Origin of the sequence: Amycolatopsis sp. NPDC023774 (assembly GCF_040639695.1) — a bacterium.
In the GTDB taxonomy this organism is placed as follows: domain Bacteria; phylum Actinomycetota; class Actinomycetes; order Mycobacteriales; family Pseudonocardiaceae; genus Amycolatopsis.
In genome coordinates this window covers 274,250-290,353 of sequence record NZ_JBFAAJ010000005.1, presented here as the reverse complement: position 1 = coordinate 290,353, position 16,104 = coordinate 274,250, and the positions used below count along the sequence as shown (strand labels likewise).

14 protein-coding genes and 1 pseudogene are annotated in these 16,104 nt (G+C 68.2%); 7 read left to right on the top strand and 8 right to left on the bottom strand.

Going from position 1 to position 16,104, the window contains the following annotated elements; all coding sequences use genetic code 11:
* From AB0F91_RS16195 to AB0F91_RS16185, 3 genes and pseudogenes are all read left to right on the top strand, one after another.
* A pseudogene (locus AB0F91_RS16195) lies at positions 1-102 on the top strand (ABC transporter substrate-binding protein); the annotation flags it as partial.
* A 24-nt stretch (positions 103-126) separates the two neighbouring features.
* Positions 127-1,080 carry an amino acid ABC transporter permease gene (locus tag AB0F91_RS16190; protein ID WP_360598281.1) on the top strand — a complete coding sequence of 318 codons (954 nt, stop codon included), beginning with the start codon at positions 127-129 and terminating at the stop codon, positions 1,078-1,080.
* Positions 1,077-1,850, top strand: coding sequence for an amino acid ABC transporter ATP-binding protein (locus AB0F91_RS16185; protein WP_360598279.1), 774 nt, complete (start codon positions 1,077-1,079; stop codon positions 1,848-1,850). The genes AB0F91_RS16190 and AB0F91_RS16185 overlap by 4 nt, the downstream gene beginning before the upstream one ends.
* 68 nt (positions 1,851-1,918) lie before the next feature.
* Here the strand turns inward: AB0F91_RS16185 and AB0F91_RS16180 are convergent, their stop codons facing one another.
* From AB0F91_RS16180 to AB0F91_RS16165, 4 genes are all read right to left on the bottom strand, one after another.
* Entirely contained in the window at positions 1,919-2,665 is a 747-nt protein-coding gene (locus AB0F91_RS16180) for an ESX secretion-associated protein EspG (protein WP_360598276.1), read from the bottom strand.
* Between the two features lie 273 nt (positions 2,666-2,938).
* Complete coding sequence (locus AB0F91_RS16175) at positions 2,939-3,889, bottom strand: hypothetical protein (protein ID WP_360598274.1); 951 nt, start codon at positions 3,887-3,889, stop codon at positions 2,939-2,941.
* A gap of 309 nt (positions 3,890-4,198) precedes the next feature.
* Complete coding sequence (locus AB0F91_RS16170; RefSeq protein ID WP_360598273.1) at positions 4,199-4,819, bottom strand: DUF3558 domain-containing protein; 621 nt, start codon at positions 4,817-4,819, stop codon at positions 4,199-4,201.
* A 3-nt stretch (positions 4,820-4,822) separates the two neighbouring features.
* The gene (locus AB0F91_RS16165; RefSeq protein WP_360598272.1) at positions 4,823-5,326 is read right to left on the bottom strand and encodes a PE domain-containing protein; all 504 of its coding nucleotides are present in this window, start codon (positions 5,324-5,326) and stop codon (positions 4,823-4,825) included.
* A 313-nt stretch (positions 5,327-5,639) separates the two neighbouring features.
* Between AB0F91_RS16165 and AB0F91_RS16160 the strand changes: the two genes are divergently transcribed.
* Positions 5,640-7,940 carry an oxidoreductase gene (locus AB0F91_RS16160; protein ID WP_360598270.1) on the top strand — a complete coding sequence of 767 codons (2,301 nt, stop codon included), beginning with the start codon at positions 5,640-5,642 and terminating at the stop codon, positions 7,938-7,940.
* Between the two features lie 15 nt (positions 7,941-7,955).
* On the opposite strand, the gene AB0F91_RS16155 is transcribed toward AB0F91_RS16160, so the two are convergent.
* Positions 7,956-8,522, bottom strand: coding sequence for a hypothetical protein (locus AB0F91_RS16155; RefSeq protein WP_360598268.1), 567 nt, complete (start codon positions 8,520-8,522; stop codon positions 7,956-7,958).
* A 152-nt stretch (positions 8,523-8,674) separates the two neighbouring features.
* Between AB0F91_RS16155 and AB0F91_RS16150 the strand changes: the two genes are divergently transcribed.
* From AB0F91_RS16150 to AB0F91_RS16140, 3 genes are read left to right on the top strand one after another with little or no spacing between them, the layout of a single operon-like run.
* A complete protein-coding gene (locus AB0F91_RS16150; protein ID WP_360598266.1) occupies positions 8,675-10,519 on the top strand; it encodes an NHL domain-containing thioredoxin family protein in 1,845 nt (614 codons plus the stop codon).
* Between the two features lie 40 nt (positions 10,520-10,559).
* Positions 10,560-10,853, top strand: a complete 294-nt coding sequence (locus tag AB0F91_RS16145; RefSeq protein WP_360598303.1) for a co-chaperone GroES — start codon at positions 10,560-10,562, stop codon at positions 10,851-10,853.
* 24 nt (positions 10,854-10,877) lie between these two features.
* Entirely contained in the window at positions 10,878-12,710 is a 1,833-nt protein-coding gene (locus tag AB0F91_RS16140) for a VanW family protein (protein ID WP_360598264.1), read from the top strand.
* A gap of 75 nt (positions 12,711-12,785) precedes the next feature.
* On the opposite strand, the gene AB0F91_RS16135 is transcribed toward AB0F91_RS16140, so the two are convergent.
* From AB0F91_RS16135 to AB0F91_RS16125, 3 genes are all read right to left on the bottom strand, one after another.
* Entirely contained in the window at positions 12,786-13,061 is a 276-nt protein-coding gene (locus AB0F91_RS16135) for a GlsB/YeaQ/YmgE family stress response membrane protein (RefSeq protein ID WP_360598262.1), read from the bottom strand.
* A 210-nt stretch (positions 13,062-13,271) separates the two neighbouring features.
* Positions 13,272-15,116 carry an acyl-CoA dehydrogenase gene (locus tag AB0F91_RS16130; RefSeq protein ID WP_360598260.1) on the bottom strand — a complete coding sequence of 615 codons (1,845 nt, stop codon included), beginning with the start codon at positions 15,114-15,116 and terminating at the stop codon, positions 13,272-13,274.
* A gap of 159 nt (positions 15,117-15,275) precedes the next feature.
* Complete coding sequence (locus AB0F91_RS16125) at positions 15,276-16,064, bottom strand: response regulator transcription factor (RefSeq protein ID WP_360598258.1); 789 nt, start codon at positions 16,062-16,064, stop codon at positions 15,276-15,278.
* Positions 16,065-16,104 lie beyond the last annotated feature (40 nt).

Genomic DNA, 16,104 nt, shown 5'->3' with positions numbered 1-16,104 from the left:
CAGGCGCTGATCGACGACGGCACGTACAAGAAGATCCTCGACAAGTGGGGGCTGTCCGGTGCAGGCGCCGTGACCACGTCGGAGATCAACCCGGCTTCCTGAAGCCGTAGATAGGACGCAGTTCTCGTGCCCAGTAACTTCGACGCTCCTCCGACCGTGGAGGCGCCGGTCGACACGACACCCATCAAGGCCGTCCCAGTGCGCCACTACGGGCGCTGGGCGGCCGGGGTGATCATTCTTTTCCTGGCGTTCATCGTCGTCCGCAGCGTGGTCACCAACGTCAACTTGGACTGGCCGACCGTCTGGGACTACATGTTCAACGACCGAGTGCTGCGCGGTCTGCAGAACACGTTGATCCTGACGGTGATTTCGATGCTCATCGGCATCGTCGGCGGGGTCCTGCTCGCCGTGATGCGGCTTTCGCCGAACCCGCTCATGAAGGGTGCCGCGGGGATCTACGTCTGGTTGTTCCGCGGTACCCCGCTGATCACCCAGCTGGTGTTCTGGAACTTCCTGGCGTTCGCGTACCCGCGGCTGGGCCTCGGCATTCCGTTCGGCCCGGAGTTCGTTTCGTGGGACACCAACACGCTCATCAACCAGTTCACGGCTTCGCTGCTGGGCCTCGGCCTGAACGAAGCCGCGTATATGGCGGAGATCGTGCGCGGTGGCATCCAGTCGATCGACTCCGGTCAGCTCGAAGCGTCGTCGGCCCTGGGGATGAAGCGCACGACCACGTTGCGGCGCATCATTCTTCCGCAGGCGATGCGTGTGATCATTCCGCCGACGGGCAACGAGACGATCTCGATGCTCAAGACCACGTCGCTGGTCGTGGTGATCGGGTACTTCGAGCTGATGGTCGCGGTGCAGACCATCTACGCGCAGAACTTCAAGACCATTCCGCTGCTGCTGGTGGCGGTGATCTGGTACCTGATCATGACGTCGATCCTCACGGTCGCCCAGTACTTCATCGAACGCCACTTCGCCCGCGGCACCACGCGCGGCGTTACGGAAAAGAACAGGTGGGGCACTCGGATGTTCGGGTTCCGCGTGGGGCGCCAGGGCAGCGGAGGTATCGGATGACCCCCGTCGTTTCCGCGCAGAAGATCTGCAAAAGCTTCGGTTCTTTGGACGTGCTGAAAGGCATCGACCTCGAGGTCCACGAACGCGAAGTTCTCTGCCTGATCGGCCCCTCTGGATCCGGCAAATCCACCCTCCTGCGCTGCATCAACCACCTGGAGAAAATCGACGCCGGCCGGCTGTACGTCGACGGAGTGCTGGTGGGCTACCGGCAGCGAGGCGACAAGCTCCATGAACTGCGGGAGAAAGAGGTCGCCTTCCAGCGCAAGGACATCGGCATGGTGTTCCAGCGCTTCAACCTCTTCCCCCACATGACCGCGCTCGAGAACGTCATGGAGGCCCCGGTCCAGGTCCGCCGCGAACCCCGCTCCGAGGTCCGCCAGCGCGCCCTGGAACTCCTCGACCGCGTCGGCCTGGCGGACAAAGCGTCTTCCTACCCGGCCCAGCTTTCCGGTGGCCAGCAACAACGTGTCGCCATCGCCCGCGCGCTGGCCATGCAGCCCAAGCTGATGCTCTTCGACGAGCCCACGTCCGCCCTGGACCCGGAACTCGTCGGCGACGTCCTGGGCGTCATGCGCCAGCTCGCCAAAGACGGCATGACCATGGTCGTGGTGACCCACGAAATGCAGTTCGCCCGCGAGGTGGCCGACAAGGTCCTCTTCATGGACGGCGGCGTGGTCGTCGAGCAGGGCCCGCCGGCCCAGGTGATCGGCGACCCGCGACACCAGCGCACGAAGGAATTCTTGGCCCGGGTCCTGAGCCCGAACGCCTGATTTGCCGGTGTGGCCGCTTCCCTGCGGGGAGGCGGCCACATTGCTGTTCACGTCAGCGCGCGGGAACCTCAGCGCCCGCTGCGCAGCTCGTTCTCCAGCTGCTGCACCTTCTTCACGAGGTCCTGCGGCCCCGCGCCGGCCAGGCTGATCCACCCGGACTTGTCCACGCCGAACAGGATCCGTCCCTGTTCCGTGTCGATCCACCCCGGCGGATTCTCGTTCCGCAAGCGCTTTCCCCGGCTGTCCCTGATCGCGACGTACAGCCGCCCGAAATACGTCTTCGGCGCGCGCAGCCACTGCACCACCTGTTTGGCGTCGCGGATACTCGGGCTCGTCGAGCTCGGAATGACGCCACTCTTGATCGCGTTGAAGTCCGCGTCCGAGCAGTTCAACGACGCGATCCGCGCCGGCGGCGCCTCGGGCAGGAGCATCGAGAATTCCCGCGCCAACGCATCTGCCGAACAAGGCGCGATGTACAGCACCTGGTTGACCGCGACCACGGTCACCGCGTCCCGCCCACTCGCCGCGGCGCGCACGGTGCGCTCACCCTTGTCCGACTTCACCCACGAGTAGTACTCGACCCCGGGGCGCTGCAGCAGTTGCAGCACCTCGACGAAGTCGTCGTCCAGCCGGCCGCCGCGCGTGAGCCCCCGCTGGTTCAGCTCCGCGTCCGTGTCGGCCGCCAGCTGCTTCCGCTCGTCCGGCGAGTACCACAACGCCCCGCGCACGAGCGTCGGGTGGATGTCGCCGAGGTTGAGCCGATCGAGCAGCACCTCGTACGTCTGCAGGCTCAACTCCACCGGCTTGCGCAGCACTTTCCCACTCCCCCTTTGTCAGACTTCGGCTGCCGGCATCAACGGGATTGTTGCTTGCCATCGGAAAGCGACCGGTCGCCGCTATGTCCGTCCGGCATCGCTGCCGTGCCTCCCCGCACGGGCCGCTCCAACTGGGGTGCGGCCTACCCTCTGTTCAGGTCCCGCTTCGCTAGGTGACTTTAACAGGGTTCAACCGCCGCGAAGGGCGCTTCCCCCAAGATCACCCGGCCCGGTGGGGCGGCCGACCACCCGCCGACCGCCCTCGGCGCTTCCCTACGCGCCGATCACCGGCGGGGTGGGCTTGTCGCCGTCGTACCCGCCGAAGATGGAATCCGGGTCCTCTTCGGACAGGAGGATCTTGCGCTGGTGCTCCTCGTCCTCGGGCCCCTTGCCGCCCTTCGCACCGCCGGCACCCATGCCGCCCATACCGGGCTGGCCCTTCGCGCCGGCCGCCCCCATCCCACCGGGCCGCGCTGCGCCCGCACCTTCGCCCAGCGCGCCGGCCCCAGCGCCCGCCCCCGCGCCGACACCACGACCGACGCCGGCTGCACCCCCGCTCGACGCGCCGCCGCCACTCCCTCCGGGGCCGAAGCCGCCGCTCCCGCCGGGACCGAAACCGCCTCGGCTGCCGCCCGGTCCGAAGCCGCCACCGCCGCCGATCCCGCCACCGAAGCCGCCGACGGGCCCGAACCCCGGCGTGAACGAACCACCTCCGGCGCCGGGCCCATTGACCCCAGCCCCGCCGGACCCCTGCCACGACGACGGTCCGGGGCCACCCGGCGTCTGCGTCGGCGCCGCAAAGGCGGCACTCGTGCGGTCATTCGCCGGCGGCGTGTTCACGCCGGCGCTCGAGTGCCCTGGCGGAGGAGGCGCGTGATAGCCGGCCGCTCCGGGAGGGGCGGAGTAGGTGGACGGGCCGGGGGTGTACCCGCCGGAGTGTCCGGACGAGTGGCCACCGCTGCCGGAGCTGTGGGGACCACTGGACGTCAGCGGAGTGACTTGATCAGGCGTGATGCCGCTGGCGGAGACGTTGGGATCGTGCGCCGCCGGGTAGTCGGGGGCGAGCGTCGTCCGACGAGGCTGGGTGCTCTGGTAGTACGGCTCGTACAGGTCGACGTTGAACTTCGTATCGGCGTCGAACTTCGCGGCCGCCTTTTCGTCGTCGCTCGCGCCGAACGACAGCCAGTCTTCCGGCGTGTTGTCGTTGGCCCTGTCCTTTGGCACGTTTCTTGCATTGTCGCGAACGTGGACGAATGCCGAGGACTGTTCCTGCATCGACCGCTGAGCTCTATCGAGGTTCTCGGCGGTGATCTGCGACGATTGGATCAGCGGGGACAAACCCGCAGTCCCACTGTCGGCCGCTTGTCCTTTCCAGAACGCGCTCAGCGCGGTCTGGGTCTGGACCATGGTTTGACTGATGTTCTCGTGAACAGTCTTCAACTTCGAGGACGCGCTTTGAGCGCGGTCGAGGGTGTTGGTCTTTCCGGGATCGTGAATGAGCGTGAAGATGTCGAAGCCACTGTAAGTCATGGCCTACATCCCCTTCAAATGTCCGATAAGTATGCCGGCGAACTTCGTCGCCGTTGCGCACGGGTTGTCCACCTGTGGGTTTCCGGTGTCCAATCGGGCGATGATCGTGTAGACGAGGTCGTTCCGCACGGCCACGGCGAGTGTGCACTTACCGGACGTCTCGCCGCCGTTCGTGTAAGTGACTGCCGGGTAGCCTTCGACGCTTGGCTGGGGCTGGAACGTGGTGAGACCACCGTGGGTGTGCTGATAGTAGATTCCGCTCAGACCATTGGTGTTTCCGGTAGCGAGACCGGCGGCGATGTTGCCGTACTGGTTCGTATACACCCAGACGCATTCTTTGCCGAGGCCGTCGAGGTCGTCTACTCGACTGCTCGCGACTTTGCCACCCAGCGATTCGACATCGGCCTGAGTGGCGGCACCACACGGATCTGACTCGACCTTGGAGGTATTGGTGATCGGGTCGGCGACGTTCGGCGCTCCGTTCGCCGGAAGATTAATTCCTGAAGGGCCGGCGGAGGATGGCATTGGCGTCGCGGCGTTTCCCGACTTCTCACCGCTGCACCCGGTCAGGAGTAGTGCTGCGACACCCAGTGCGGCCGCGCCAATTCGGGTCCGGTAGTGCATGGTTCAGTCGGCCTTTCCGCTGCTCTTGAGGGCATCGATCGCTGCTTGGTCCTGATTTTGATAAGCTTTTCGAATATCGATCAGCGTGTCGCGGTATGCCTTTGTGTATTCGATCGATGATGCCAGAAACTGCTGATATGATCGTCCGGACTCGTTTGCTGTCGCCGCATACTGCATGCTGCCGATTTCTTTACCAGGCGGTTGGATGGCTGCCAGATAGTCGGCCTCGTTGCCGGCGGTCGTGTAGTCACCCTGGACGGTGTCGTCGAGTTGCTGGATCACCTTGTCCATCGCCTCGGGGTCAAACTCCCAGCTGCCGTTGCCGGATGCGGCGGCGAAGTCGGCCTTGGCCTGTCCGGCGCCGAGCGCCTTGTAGTCCGGAGGCTGCCCAGGCGGCGTAGCTGTGTTCGAGCCCGGCAGCAGCCCGGAGTTGGCTGGCGCCGGCTGTCCCGGCGTCAGGTTCTGGTTGTAAACGCCCTGCAGGCCGCCCTGTTGTCCGTCTGGCATGTCGTGCCTCCCCGCACGGGCCGCGTCGTGGTGCGGCCTACCCTCTGTTCAGCTTCAGCTCCAGCAAGTGACCTTAACAGGGACGACGCACCCACAGAATCGGTTCCCGCAAGATCACCCGGCGAGGCTTCGAAGCTCGTCCAGCGTTGAAAAGGTGTGCGAGCGCAGGTCATTCCTAATACGCTTCGTGATCATCTGTAAGCAACCAGTGCACACCCTGACCGCAGCCGTCCGGGCTACTCCGTTAGGCCGCTTGCGCCCCTGCGCGGGTTCCGATTCGCTGGACACGACACCGCGGCCACGAAGGGGGCACGTGCCGACCGACACGACGCTGCCGCCGCTGGATCCGTTTGCCGGGGTGCCCGACAAGAGGTACGAGGTGAAGGCCGCGGACCTGCTGAAACCCGGCACGGGCGGCATCCTGAGGTGGCGCAGGCAGGCGACCAACGCGCCGATCGTGCAGGTCGAGGACGCGTACATCACCGGGACGTTCGACCTGCGGGCCGCCGAGTCGGGGTACCTGTTCCGCTTCGAGCGGTGCCGGTTCGAGTTTCCGCCGGATGTGCGCGAGGCGAACGTGCTCGGGCTCGTCTTCCGGAAGTGCTGGTTGCCGGGACTGAAGGCGCGCAATCTCAGGAGCCGCAACGATGTCCGGCTGATCCGGAGTGTGGTGGAGGTCGGGCCGGAGGACAGTGAGATCCCCGAGACGACGATCATGCGCGGCGACGATCGCGAGCGCGGCATGCCCAACGCCGCCGTGAACCTCACCGACGCCCTGATCGAGGGCTCGGTCGTGCTCACGCGCACGACCATCAAGCACCCGCACGGCAAGGCGATGCAGGCCGACCGGCTCGTGATCACGGGCGCGCTGCTCGCGTACCGCATGGTGGCGCGCGGCGAGGTGCGCGTGCCGGGCATGCGCACGGGCGGCAATGTGAACTTCTCCGGCGCGACGTTCGACAACCCCGACGGCTTCGCGTTCAACGGCAACGGCATCCACATCGGCGGCAGCCTGCTGTGCGAAGTGGACAATTACGGCCCGGCGGCTGAGCGGAAACGGTTCTCCGCCAAGGGGATCATGTACTTTCCGAGCGCCACTGTGGACAGCGACATCGTGCTGCGGGAAGCGAAACTCACCGTGGACCAGCGCGGGCCGGTGGCCGTGGACGCGTGGAAGTCCAACGACCCGTACCTCGACCCGCGGCCCGCGCTCGTCGCCGACCGGCTGAAGGTCGACGGCAACCTGGAGCTGTCCGACGGGCTGCAGGCGTTCGGCACGCTACGCATGGTCAACGCGCGCATCGGTGGCTCGCTCAGGCTGGCCGGCGCGGAGATCACGATGGCGCGTGGCCGTGCGACGCCGTACTACGACCGCGCGCTGCACCTCGACGGGTCGTCCATCGGCGGTGACGTCGAGGCCACCAGTCTGCGCGTGCCGGTGGGACAGCTACGCATGGCCGACGTGCAGATCGGCGGCAACTTCCTCGCGTGGAACTCGATGTTCCTGCACCCCGGCCGCGACGTGTTTTCCGCGCGCCGCGCCAAGATCGCGGGAAACTTCCAGCTCACCGACGCGACGTTGCAGGGCACCGTGCGCCTGCAGGGCGTCGAGGTGGGCGGCAGCGTGAACCTCTACGGCAGCAAGCTCACCGAGCCGGGGCAACGGACGTCGTCGAGCTTTTCGCTGGACGTCCGGACCGCGCGCATCGGCCGTGACCTGGTGCTGACGGAGAACAAGGACCGCCCGTTTGTCGCGGAGGGCGGCGTCAACCTCGACGGCGCCCAGATCGCGCGACGCCTCGAGCTCGGCGGCGCGCAGCTCGGATCCCTTCCGTCGCACCGGATCGCGCTCGACGCGAGCGACGTGACGGCCGACGAGTTCCTCTTCGGCTTCCGCGCGCCGCCCGCGGGACGTGTCGTGCTGCGCCGCGCGCACTGCGGGACCCTCGGCGACACGGAGGAGTTCTGGGCCGCCACCGACGGCATCGAGCTCGACGACTTCCGTTACGACGCACTGAAACGCGGCATCCCCCTCGACGACGACCGCACCCTCGACCACCGCATCGCGCTGCTGAGCAAGGCGATGCGCGGCTACCGGCCCGGCCCGTACGACCAGCTCGCCGCGACCCTGCGCGCGGCCGGCAGCGAGGAACACGCGTCGACGGTCGGGTTGCGCAAGCAGCAGTTCCGCTACGACGCACTGGCGAAGGGGTTCAAGATCTTCGGCCCCGGCGTGCGGCTGTGGAGCTTCCTGCAGCGCTCGATGGTCGGCTACGGCTACCGGCCGGTGCGGGCGCTGGGGTGGCTGCTGACGTTGCTGGTGCTCGGGAGCCTGTGGTTCGGCCTCGGTTCGGACGACTGCGTGCAGAACCCCGGCCGCTTCGCCGTCAGCGGGCCGCGGTGCCTGGTCAACCAGCAGGACACCGGGCTCCAGTGGAACCCGGTGATCTACACGGCCGACCTGCTGGTTCCCATCGTCGACTTCGGCAACAAGTCGCGCTGGTACATGCACGGCGCGGACAACTGGGTGGCCGCCGGCTTCACCGTCTCCGGCTGGCTCCTCGCGACGACCGTCGCGGCCGGCTTCGGCCGCATGGTGCGCCGCGACAGCTGACGAAACCGAAAAGCCTCACTCGGTCAACTCCGACCAGAACGCGACCTGACGCGCGTCAGCCGGCTCCTCGGCCAGCGGTTCGGCACCGAACTCGTGCCGCAGGTAGCCGCGCAGGTCCCAGCCGCGAACCGCCACGTCAGCGTGGTAAACGGACAGCACCGGATACCCCGACGCGGCCGCGATACCCGGCAGATAAGCGTGCCCGCACACCGGTACCAGTTGCGGCACCACGGCCAGAAACCGCCGAGCACAAGCCAGCGCGTTCGACAAAACGCGAGGTCGCGCACCCCACGACGGGTGCCAGAAGCCGTTGTGCTCGACCGCGTAGAGCAACCCGTCGACGGGCCAGTCGAGGCGTTTGCGCAGGTGGTCGGGGTTGCCGTGCAGCCAATCGGGCCACCGGTCACCCACCGGGACGCCGGCGGTGAGAAACGCCCGGTGGTCCAGGGAGAACCGGAAGCCGAACTGGGCTTCGACGTCGGTGAGCTCGGCTTCCGACAAGCCCGGGCGCAGGGGCTCCCCGAGGCTTTCCTGCAGCGTGCGGGCCTCCTCCACGGTGAGGACTTGCTGGACGTGTGACATACGAAGAAGCGTACGTACCGCCCACACGGCCTCGCGCGCCCTTTTCCGCCGCGTTGACGGGCGGACAACAACCCTCCCTCGGCGGGGTGAGGTTCTTCTCTCAGACCGTGGCTGACGGAACACACCGCAGCCACCTGTAGTTCACTCGTCGCGTGAGTTCCGCACAGGCGCGAGTACGCGCACCCGAACTGACCGGCGACGTCTGGCTCAACACCGGTGGCCGGCGACTCTCCCTCGCGCAGTTGCGCGGGCGGATCGTGCTGCTCGACTTCTGGACCAGTGGCTGCGTCAACTGCCTGCACGTGCTCGACGAGCTGCGTCCGCTCGAAGAAGAATTCAGCGACGTCCTGGTCACCGTGGGCGTGCACTCGCCGAAGTTCCTGCACGAGGGCGAGCGCGCGTCGATCGAGGCGGCCGTGCGCCGCTACGAGGTGCACCACCCCGTGGTGAACGACCCGAAGATGGAGCTGTGGTCGCAGTACGCCGTGCGCGCGTGGCCCACGCTCGTGATCGTCGACCCCGAGGGCTACGTCGTGCACGTCGCCGCGGGCGAGGGGCACGGCGAGGCGTTGCGGCGCGTCGTGGCGGATCTCGTGGCGAAGCACGCCGCGAAGGGCACGCTGCGCCGCGGCGGCAACCCGTACGTGCCGATCGAAGAGCAGCAGACAGAGCTGCGCTTCCCGAGCAAGGCCGTCGCCACGGCGGAGGGCCGCATCCTCGTCGCCGACACCGGGCACCACTCCGTGGTCGAGTTCGCGTCCGATGGCGAGACCGTGATCCGCCGCTTCGGCAGCGGCGAGCGCGGCGCGCAGGACGGGCCGTTCGACCTCGCCAGCTTCACCGAGCCCGCGGGCATCGCGCTGCTGCCCAACGACGTTGCCCAGCGTGCCGGCTACCACGCCGTCGTCGCCGACACCGCGGGTCACCGCCTGCGTGGCCTCGACCTCAACACCGGCGAGGTCACCACCGTCGCCGGCACCGGCAACCAGTGGCGCAACGGCACGGACACCGGCAAAGCCCTCGACACCGACCTCACGAGCCCGTGGGATGTCGCGTGGTGGGCGCCGGCCGGCGGCGTCGTGGTCGCCATGGCCGGCAACCACACGCTCAGCGTCTTCGACCCGATCTCCGGCGTCATCCGCCGCTTCGCGGGCACCACGGTCGAAGGCCTGCGAGACGGCGAAGTGAGCGAAGCGTTCTTCGCGCAGACGTCCGGCCTCGCGCCCGACGCCGACAAGCTGTGGCTCGTCGACGCGGAAACCTCGGCGCTGCGCTGGATCGAGCCCGAGGGCGAGACGTTCACCGTGCACACCGCTGTGGGCACGGACCTGTTCTCCTTCGGCCACGCGGACGGCCCGGCCGACGAAGCGCTGCTGCAGCATCCGCTGGGCCTGGTCCTGCTGCCCGGCGACCGCATCGCGATCGCCGACACCTACAACGGCGCCGTCCGCCGCTACGACCCGTTCACCCGCGAGGTCACCACGATCGCCACCGGACTCGCCGAGCCGCAGGGCCTGCTGCTGCACGACGGTGAGCTGCTCGTCGTCGAGTCGGCCGGCAACCGCCTCGCGCCAGTCGGAGCCCAGGTCACGACCGTGGCCGGCGAGAAGAACGCCGTCCGCCGGCCGCCGACGGTGCTCGCCACCGGCGACGTCGAGTTCGCCGTGGTCTTCACGCCGCCGCCGGGTGAGAAGCTCGACGACCGCTACGGCCCGTCCACGCGGCTGGAGGTCAGCGCGTCGCCGCCGGAGCTGCTCGCCGACGGCGCCGGCATCGGCACCGACCTCACCCGCCGCATCCGGTTCGCCGACGGCGTAACGGAAGGCGTGCTGCAGGTCGTCGCCCAGGCGGCCAGCTGCGACGAGGGCGGCGAGCACCCCGCGTGCCGCATCACGCGGCAGGACTGGGGTGTGCCGGTGCGCTTCGAACGCGATGGTGAGCGCACGCTCAGCCTGGTCATGGCGGGTGAGCCGAAGGCGGCGTCACCCGGTCAGTAGCATTGGGGACGTGCCCGACAAGCCCAAGCTTCAGATCCAGATGCTGCAGGACCGCGTGCTGGTGCGCCTGTCGCCGGAGGAGGGCGAGCGCCGCAGCAGCGGCGGAATCGTGATCCCCGCGACCGCGCAAGTGGCGCGCAGGCTCGCCTGGGGTGATGTACTGGGCGTCGGCAACAGCGTGCGCAACGTCAAGCAGGGCGATCGCGTGCTCTTCAACCCGGAGGACCAGCTCGAGGTCGAGATCCAGGGTGAGGGCCACTTCGTGCTGCGCGAACGGGACATCCACGCCGTCGCCACCGAGCGGACCGAACACGGCACGGGGCTCTACCTGTAGCTCCCCGGCCACGGGAGGGCAGGCGTGCGCGAAGACGAGACCTCACAGGACCTCTTCGTCGACGACCTGCTGCCGGAGCGCGAAGACGACGACCTCGCCACCGAGATCTTCGCCGTCGTCGACGGGCCGCCCCTGCCGGAGACGCCGGAGCGGCGCGTGCGCAAAGGCGTCGCGCGCACGTTCATGATCGTCGGCTGCGCGCTGGGCCTCTTCGTGCTGCTGTACGCGATCGACCTCGTCACCAGCGCCGGCGACGTGCCACGCGGGGTGCTCGTGGCGGGCGTCGAGGTCGGCGGCCTCTCCCACACCGAGGCCGAGGCGAAGCTGCGCGCGGAGCTGCAGCCGCGGCTGACGCAGCCGGTGACCCTCCACGCGGGCGACGTCACGACGTCGATGGTGCCCTCGGAGTCCGGCCTCGGCCTCGACTGGCCGGGCACGCTCGCGCAGGCCGGGCACCAGCCGTTGAGCCCGATCACGCGGTTCCTGTCGTTCTTCACCACGCGCGACGTCGGCGTGGTCACGCGCTCGGACCAGGAGCTGGTGGTGCAGGCGCTGGGCACCCTCGCGGCGGAAAAGCTCAACCATCCGCTCGTCGAGGGCAGCATCGGCTTCCAGCCGGGCGACGACGGCGCCGTCACGGCGTACCCCGTGGAGCCGCGCCAGGGCCAGGAGCTCACCGACGTGCGCGCGGCCGCGCAGACCGTGGCGAACGACTGGCTCGCGCCCGGCGGCGTCACGCTGCGGATGGCCGTGACGCCGGCAAAAGCCACGTCGAAAGGCGTTCACGCGCTGCTGGACCAGGTCGTCTCCCCCGCCGTCGCCGCGCCGGTGGTGCTGCACGGGCAGGGCAAGGACGTCGCGCTGAAGCCGGCGGCCATGGCGGCGTCGTTCCAGTTCGCGCCGCGCGACGGCGGATCGCTCGAGCTGCGCATCGACCAGGGCAAGCTGCAGCAGGCGGTGGAGTCCGACCTCGCCTCGACCGAGACCGACGGGCGCAACGCGGAGATCGTGTTCACCTCGGGCGCGCCGACCGTCAACCCGTCCGAAGACGCGCGGAAGATCAACTGGGCCAACACGTTCAAGCCCCTCACCGCCGTGCTCGCCAAGCCGACCGGGCGTGACCTGCCGGTGGCCTACGACGCCACGAAGCCGAGCCTGTCCACCGACGCCGCCAACGCGCTGGGCATCAAGGAGGTGATCGGCGAGTTCACCACGAACGGCTTCTCCGGCGCCGCGGCCACGAACATCAGCACGCTCGCCGACCGCGTCTCCGGTGCCCTAGTGAAGCCCGGCGACACGTTCAGCCTCGGCGCCCGCTCGGGGGCGCGGAGCGCGGCCGACGGCTACGTCAGCGCTCCCGTGAACGAGGACGGAACCGGTCGTTCCGTGGTGGGCGGCGGGGTTTCGCAGCTGGCGTCCACTTTGTACAACGCCGCTTATCTGGCCGGCCTCGGCGACGGCGGCCACCTCGCCCACGACCATTACCTCGACCGCTACCCCGCCGGTCGCGACGCGAAAGCCATCGACGACGCGGGAAACCCGGTGGAGCTGAAGATCACTGACAACGACGACACGGGCTTCGCGGTCCAGGCCAGTGTCAGCGGGGATTCCGTCACCGTCCGGATCTGGGGCACGAAGCACTACCTCGTCGAGGGCCGCACCGGCGGGACATCGGACGAGGTCTCACCGACCGTCCAGTTCGGACCCGGACCCGACGGCGCGTGCCACTCGTCGATGGGCGCGCCGGGCTTCACCGTGACCGACACCCGCGTGTTCCGCGACCTGGCCACAGGCAACGAGGTCCGCGAGGAAACGCGCAAAACCACGTACTCGCCGCAGCCGATCGTGATCTGCTGACCGACTACGTCGGCAGTCCACAAAGAACGGCCCGGCGCCGCCTGAGCGGGCCGGGCCGTCCGAAGTGGATCAAGGCTACCTGTTGACGCTGCGCCTGCCGTAGAGGTTCGCGGCCAGCGTCACGCCGACCGCGGCGAGCACCACCTGGGTGATGATCTCGAGCCAGTCGATGCCGTCAGTGTTGGCGTAACCGATGCCGCGAGCGATCGCGGTGCCGATGAAGGCCGCGATGATACCCACGATGATGGTGAGCCAGAGCGGGATCGATTGCTTGCCGGGCGCGACCAGTCGGCCCAGCAGGCCGAGGATCAAACCGATCACGACGGCACTGATGATGCCTGCAATAGTCATCGTCACTCCTCATGCCTGATGGGGTCCGCGGTCCTGCCGCGGACTTGGTCCCGGAGTGCCCCTGCGGCGGGCGACCGAAACCTGCGGCAGTCCTGATTACACCCCCCGCGTGCCCGGTCACGGCCATTCGCGGCAGGTGAAGTCACCCGAAAGAAACACGGACGCCCCCGGACCGAGATCGGCCGGGGGCGTCCGCAGGGGAAACGAGGCTCAGAAAGCCGCTTCGTCCAGCTCCATCAGCGCGTTGTCGGCGCCTTCGACGATGGCGCGGCGTGAGGACAGCTCCGGCAGCACGGACTTCGCGAAGAACGACGCCACGGCCACCTTGCCCTCGTAGAAAGGCACGTCCTTGGCCGACGCGCCGGCGTCGAGCTTGGCGATGGCGACCTCGGCCTGCTTGAGCAGCTGCCAGCCCACCAGTAGATCGCCCATCGACATCAGCAGGCGCACGGTGTGCTGGCCGACCTTGTTGATGCTCTGCGGGTCTTCCTGCGACGCGGTGAGGTAGCCGATCATCGCGCCGAGCATGCCCTGCGAGTCCTCGAGGGCCTGCTTCAGCAGGGCGCGCTCGTTCTTGAGCCGGCCGTTGCCTGCCTCGGACTCGATGAACTTCGTGATCTCACCGGCGACGAACGCGAGTGCCTGGCCCTTGTCGCGCACGATCTTCCGGAAGAAGAAGTCGAGCGACTGGATGGCCGTGGTGCCCTCGTACAGCGAGTCGATCTTCGCGTCGCGGATGTACTGCTCGATGGGGTAGTCCTGCAGGAAGCCGGACCCGCCGAGCGTCTGCAGCGACTGCACGAGCTGCTCGGTGGCGCGCTCCGAGCCGACGCCCTTGACGACCGGCAGCAGCAGGTCGTTGATGCCGTGTGCCAGCTTCAGCGAGGCCTCATCGCCGTCCTGCGTCCACAGCTGGTCCTGGAACGACGCCGTGTACAGGTAGACGGCGCGCAGGCCCTCCGCGTACGCCTTCTGCAGCATCAGCGAACGGCGCACGTCCGGGTGGTGCGTGATGGTGACGCGCGGGGCGGTCTTGTTGAGCATGTTCGGCAGGTCGGCACCCTGCACGCGCTCCTTGGCGTAGTCACGCGCGTTGAGGTAACCGGTCGACAGGGTGGCGATGGCCTTGGTGCCCACCATCATGCGGGCGTACTCGATGACCTGGAACATCTGCGCGATGCCGTTGTGCACCTCGCCGAGCAGCCAGCCCTTGGCCGGGGTGCCGTGCTGGCCGAAGGTCAGCTCGCACGTGGTGGACGCCTTGATGCCCATCTTGTGCTCGACGTTGGTCACGAAGGCGCCGTTGCGCTCGCCCAGCTCACCGGTCTCGGAGTCGAAGTGGAACTTCGGCACGAGGAACAGCGAAAGGCCCTTGGTGCCCGGCTTGGTCTCGATGCCGGGACCCTCCGGGCGCGCCAGCACGAGGTGCATGATGTTTTCGCTCATGTCGTGCTCGGCGGAGGTGATGAACCGCTTCACGCCGTCGATGTGCCAGGAGCCGTCCTCCTGCTTCACGGCCTTGGTGCGGCCGGCGCCGACGTCGGAGCCCGCGTCGGGCTCGGTCAGCACCATGGTGGCGCCCCACTGGCGGTCGATCATGAGCTGCGCCCAGCGCTTCTGCTCTTCGGTGCCGTTGTTGTTCACGATCATGGCGAAGTTCGGGCCCGCCATGTACATGAACAGCGGGGCGTTGGCGCCGAGGATCAGCTCGGACGCGGCCCACTGCACCGTGGGGGGCAGGCCGAAGCCGCCGAGGTCGTTGGTGAGGCCCAGGCGCCACCACTCGCCGTCCAGGAGCTGCTTGTAGCTCTTCTTGAACGACTCGGGGATCTTCACGCTGAAGGTCTTGGGGTCGTACACCGGCGGGTTGCGGTCCGCGTCGGCGTAGGACTCGGCGAGCGGGCCGGTGGCGAGCTTGTTCAGCTCCGAGAGCACGCCGCGCGCGGTCTCCTCGTCCGACTCGGCCAGCACGCCCTTGCCAAGGCGGTCCTGCACGCCGAGTACCTCGAAGAGGTTGAACTCCAGGTCTCGGACGTTGCTCTTGTAGTGGCCCATGTCGTCACTCCGTGTCGTGTTCGGCTTTCCGGCCGGGCACATGTTCCCTTACTCGCCGGTAACTTCAGGATATTACCTACGAGTAACTGGAGCAAGCGGTTCCGCCCTTCCAGGGGTCTGGATTCAGCCGAAAAACCGACATCGACCAGGAAGCCGGCTTCAGGGCGTGCCGCGCGCCACCGCACGGTCGACGGGCACGGGTGTGTGGGTGTCGTCGGTGTGGGGCACGAGGATGCCGCTGCGGAACGCGATGGTCACAGCGTGCGTGCGATCGCGGGCGGAAAGCTTGCGCAGGATGCTCTTAACGTGCGTCCGGACCGTTTCGACGGAGAGGAACAGCAGCTTCGCGATCGCCGAGTTCTCCAGCCCTTCGGCCACGAGCTGAAGCACCTGGTACTCGCGGCGCGACAGCGGCATGGCGCCCTTCGGCTGGGTCAGGTGCTCCTCCGCCGGGGCCGCCCTGGGGGACGGCTGGCGCTTGGGCCGCGCGGTGAGCGCGGCGAGCGCCGGGTCGATGTAGCGCCGGTCGATGTGCGCGCGCCGGACCGCCTCAGCCAGCCGCCGCGGGTCCACCGCCCGCGGCACGATCGCGTGCGCGCCCGCCGCGATGGCCGTGGCCAGGTACTGCTGCGTGCGGTTGACGTCGCGCACCAGCGTCACCAATATCACGGCGGGGTCGCCGGAGTTGAGCAGCTTCGTGAGGTGGCAGTGGGGGTCGAGCGCCGAATCGAGGATCACGACGTCGGGACGCACCTGCTCGCACAGCTGCATCGCGGCGTGGTGGCTGGCCGCCTGGCCCGCCCAGTGCAGCCCCGGCGTTCGGTGGACCATCGACGCGAGGCCCTCGCGGAAGATCGGGATGGGATCGACTACAGCCACCCCCAGGCTGCGGTTCGCGGTCGGTTGTCCGGGCAAAGCCGGCGTTCGGTGGGGCTCGATGCCGCGCATCTCGGGCCTCCGTCTTCCAGGTCGCTCCCGGGTCGCCGGA

Bases quoted from the DNA above. Each gene is read 5' to 3' on its own strand.
- AB0F91_RS16185 (WP_360598279.1), top strand. From the start codon at position 1,077: ATGACCCCCGTCGTTTCCGCGCAGAAGATCTGCAAAAGCTTCGGTTCT.
- AB0F91_RS16170 (WP_360598273.1), bottom strand. From the start codon at position 4,819: ATGCACTACCGGACCCGAATTGGCGCGGCCGCACTGGGTGTCGCAGCA.
- AB0F91_RS16165 (WP_360598272.1), bottom strand. From the start codon at position 5,326: ATGCCAGACGGACAACAGGGCGGCCTGCAGGGCGTTTACAACCAGAAC.
- AB0F91_RS16155 (WP_360598268.1), bottom strand. From the start codon at position 8,522: ATGTCACACGTCCAGCAAGTCCTCACCGTGGAGGAGGCCCGCACGCTG.
- AB0F91_RS16145 (WP_360598303.1), top strand. From the start codon at position 10,560: ATGCTGCAGGACCGCGTGCTGGTGCGCCTGTCGCCGGAGGAGGGCGAG.
- AB0F91_RS16135 (WP_360598262.1), bottom strand. From the start codon at position 13,061: ATGACTATTGCAGGCATCATCAGTGCCGTCGTGATCGGTTTGATCCTC.
- AB0F91_RS16130 (WP_360598260.1), bottom strand. From the start codon at position 15,116: ATGGGCCACTACAAGAGCAACGTCCGAGACCTGGAGTTCAACCTCTTC.
- AB0F91_RS16125 (WP_360598258.1), bottom strand. From the start codon at position 16,064: ATGCGCGGCATCGAGCCCCACCGAACGCCGGCTTTGCCCGGACAACCG.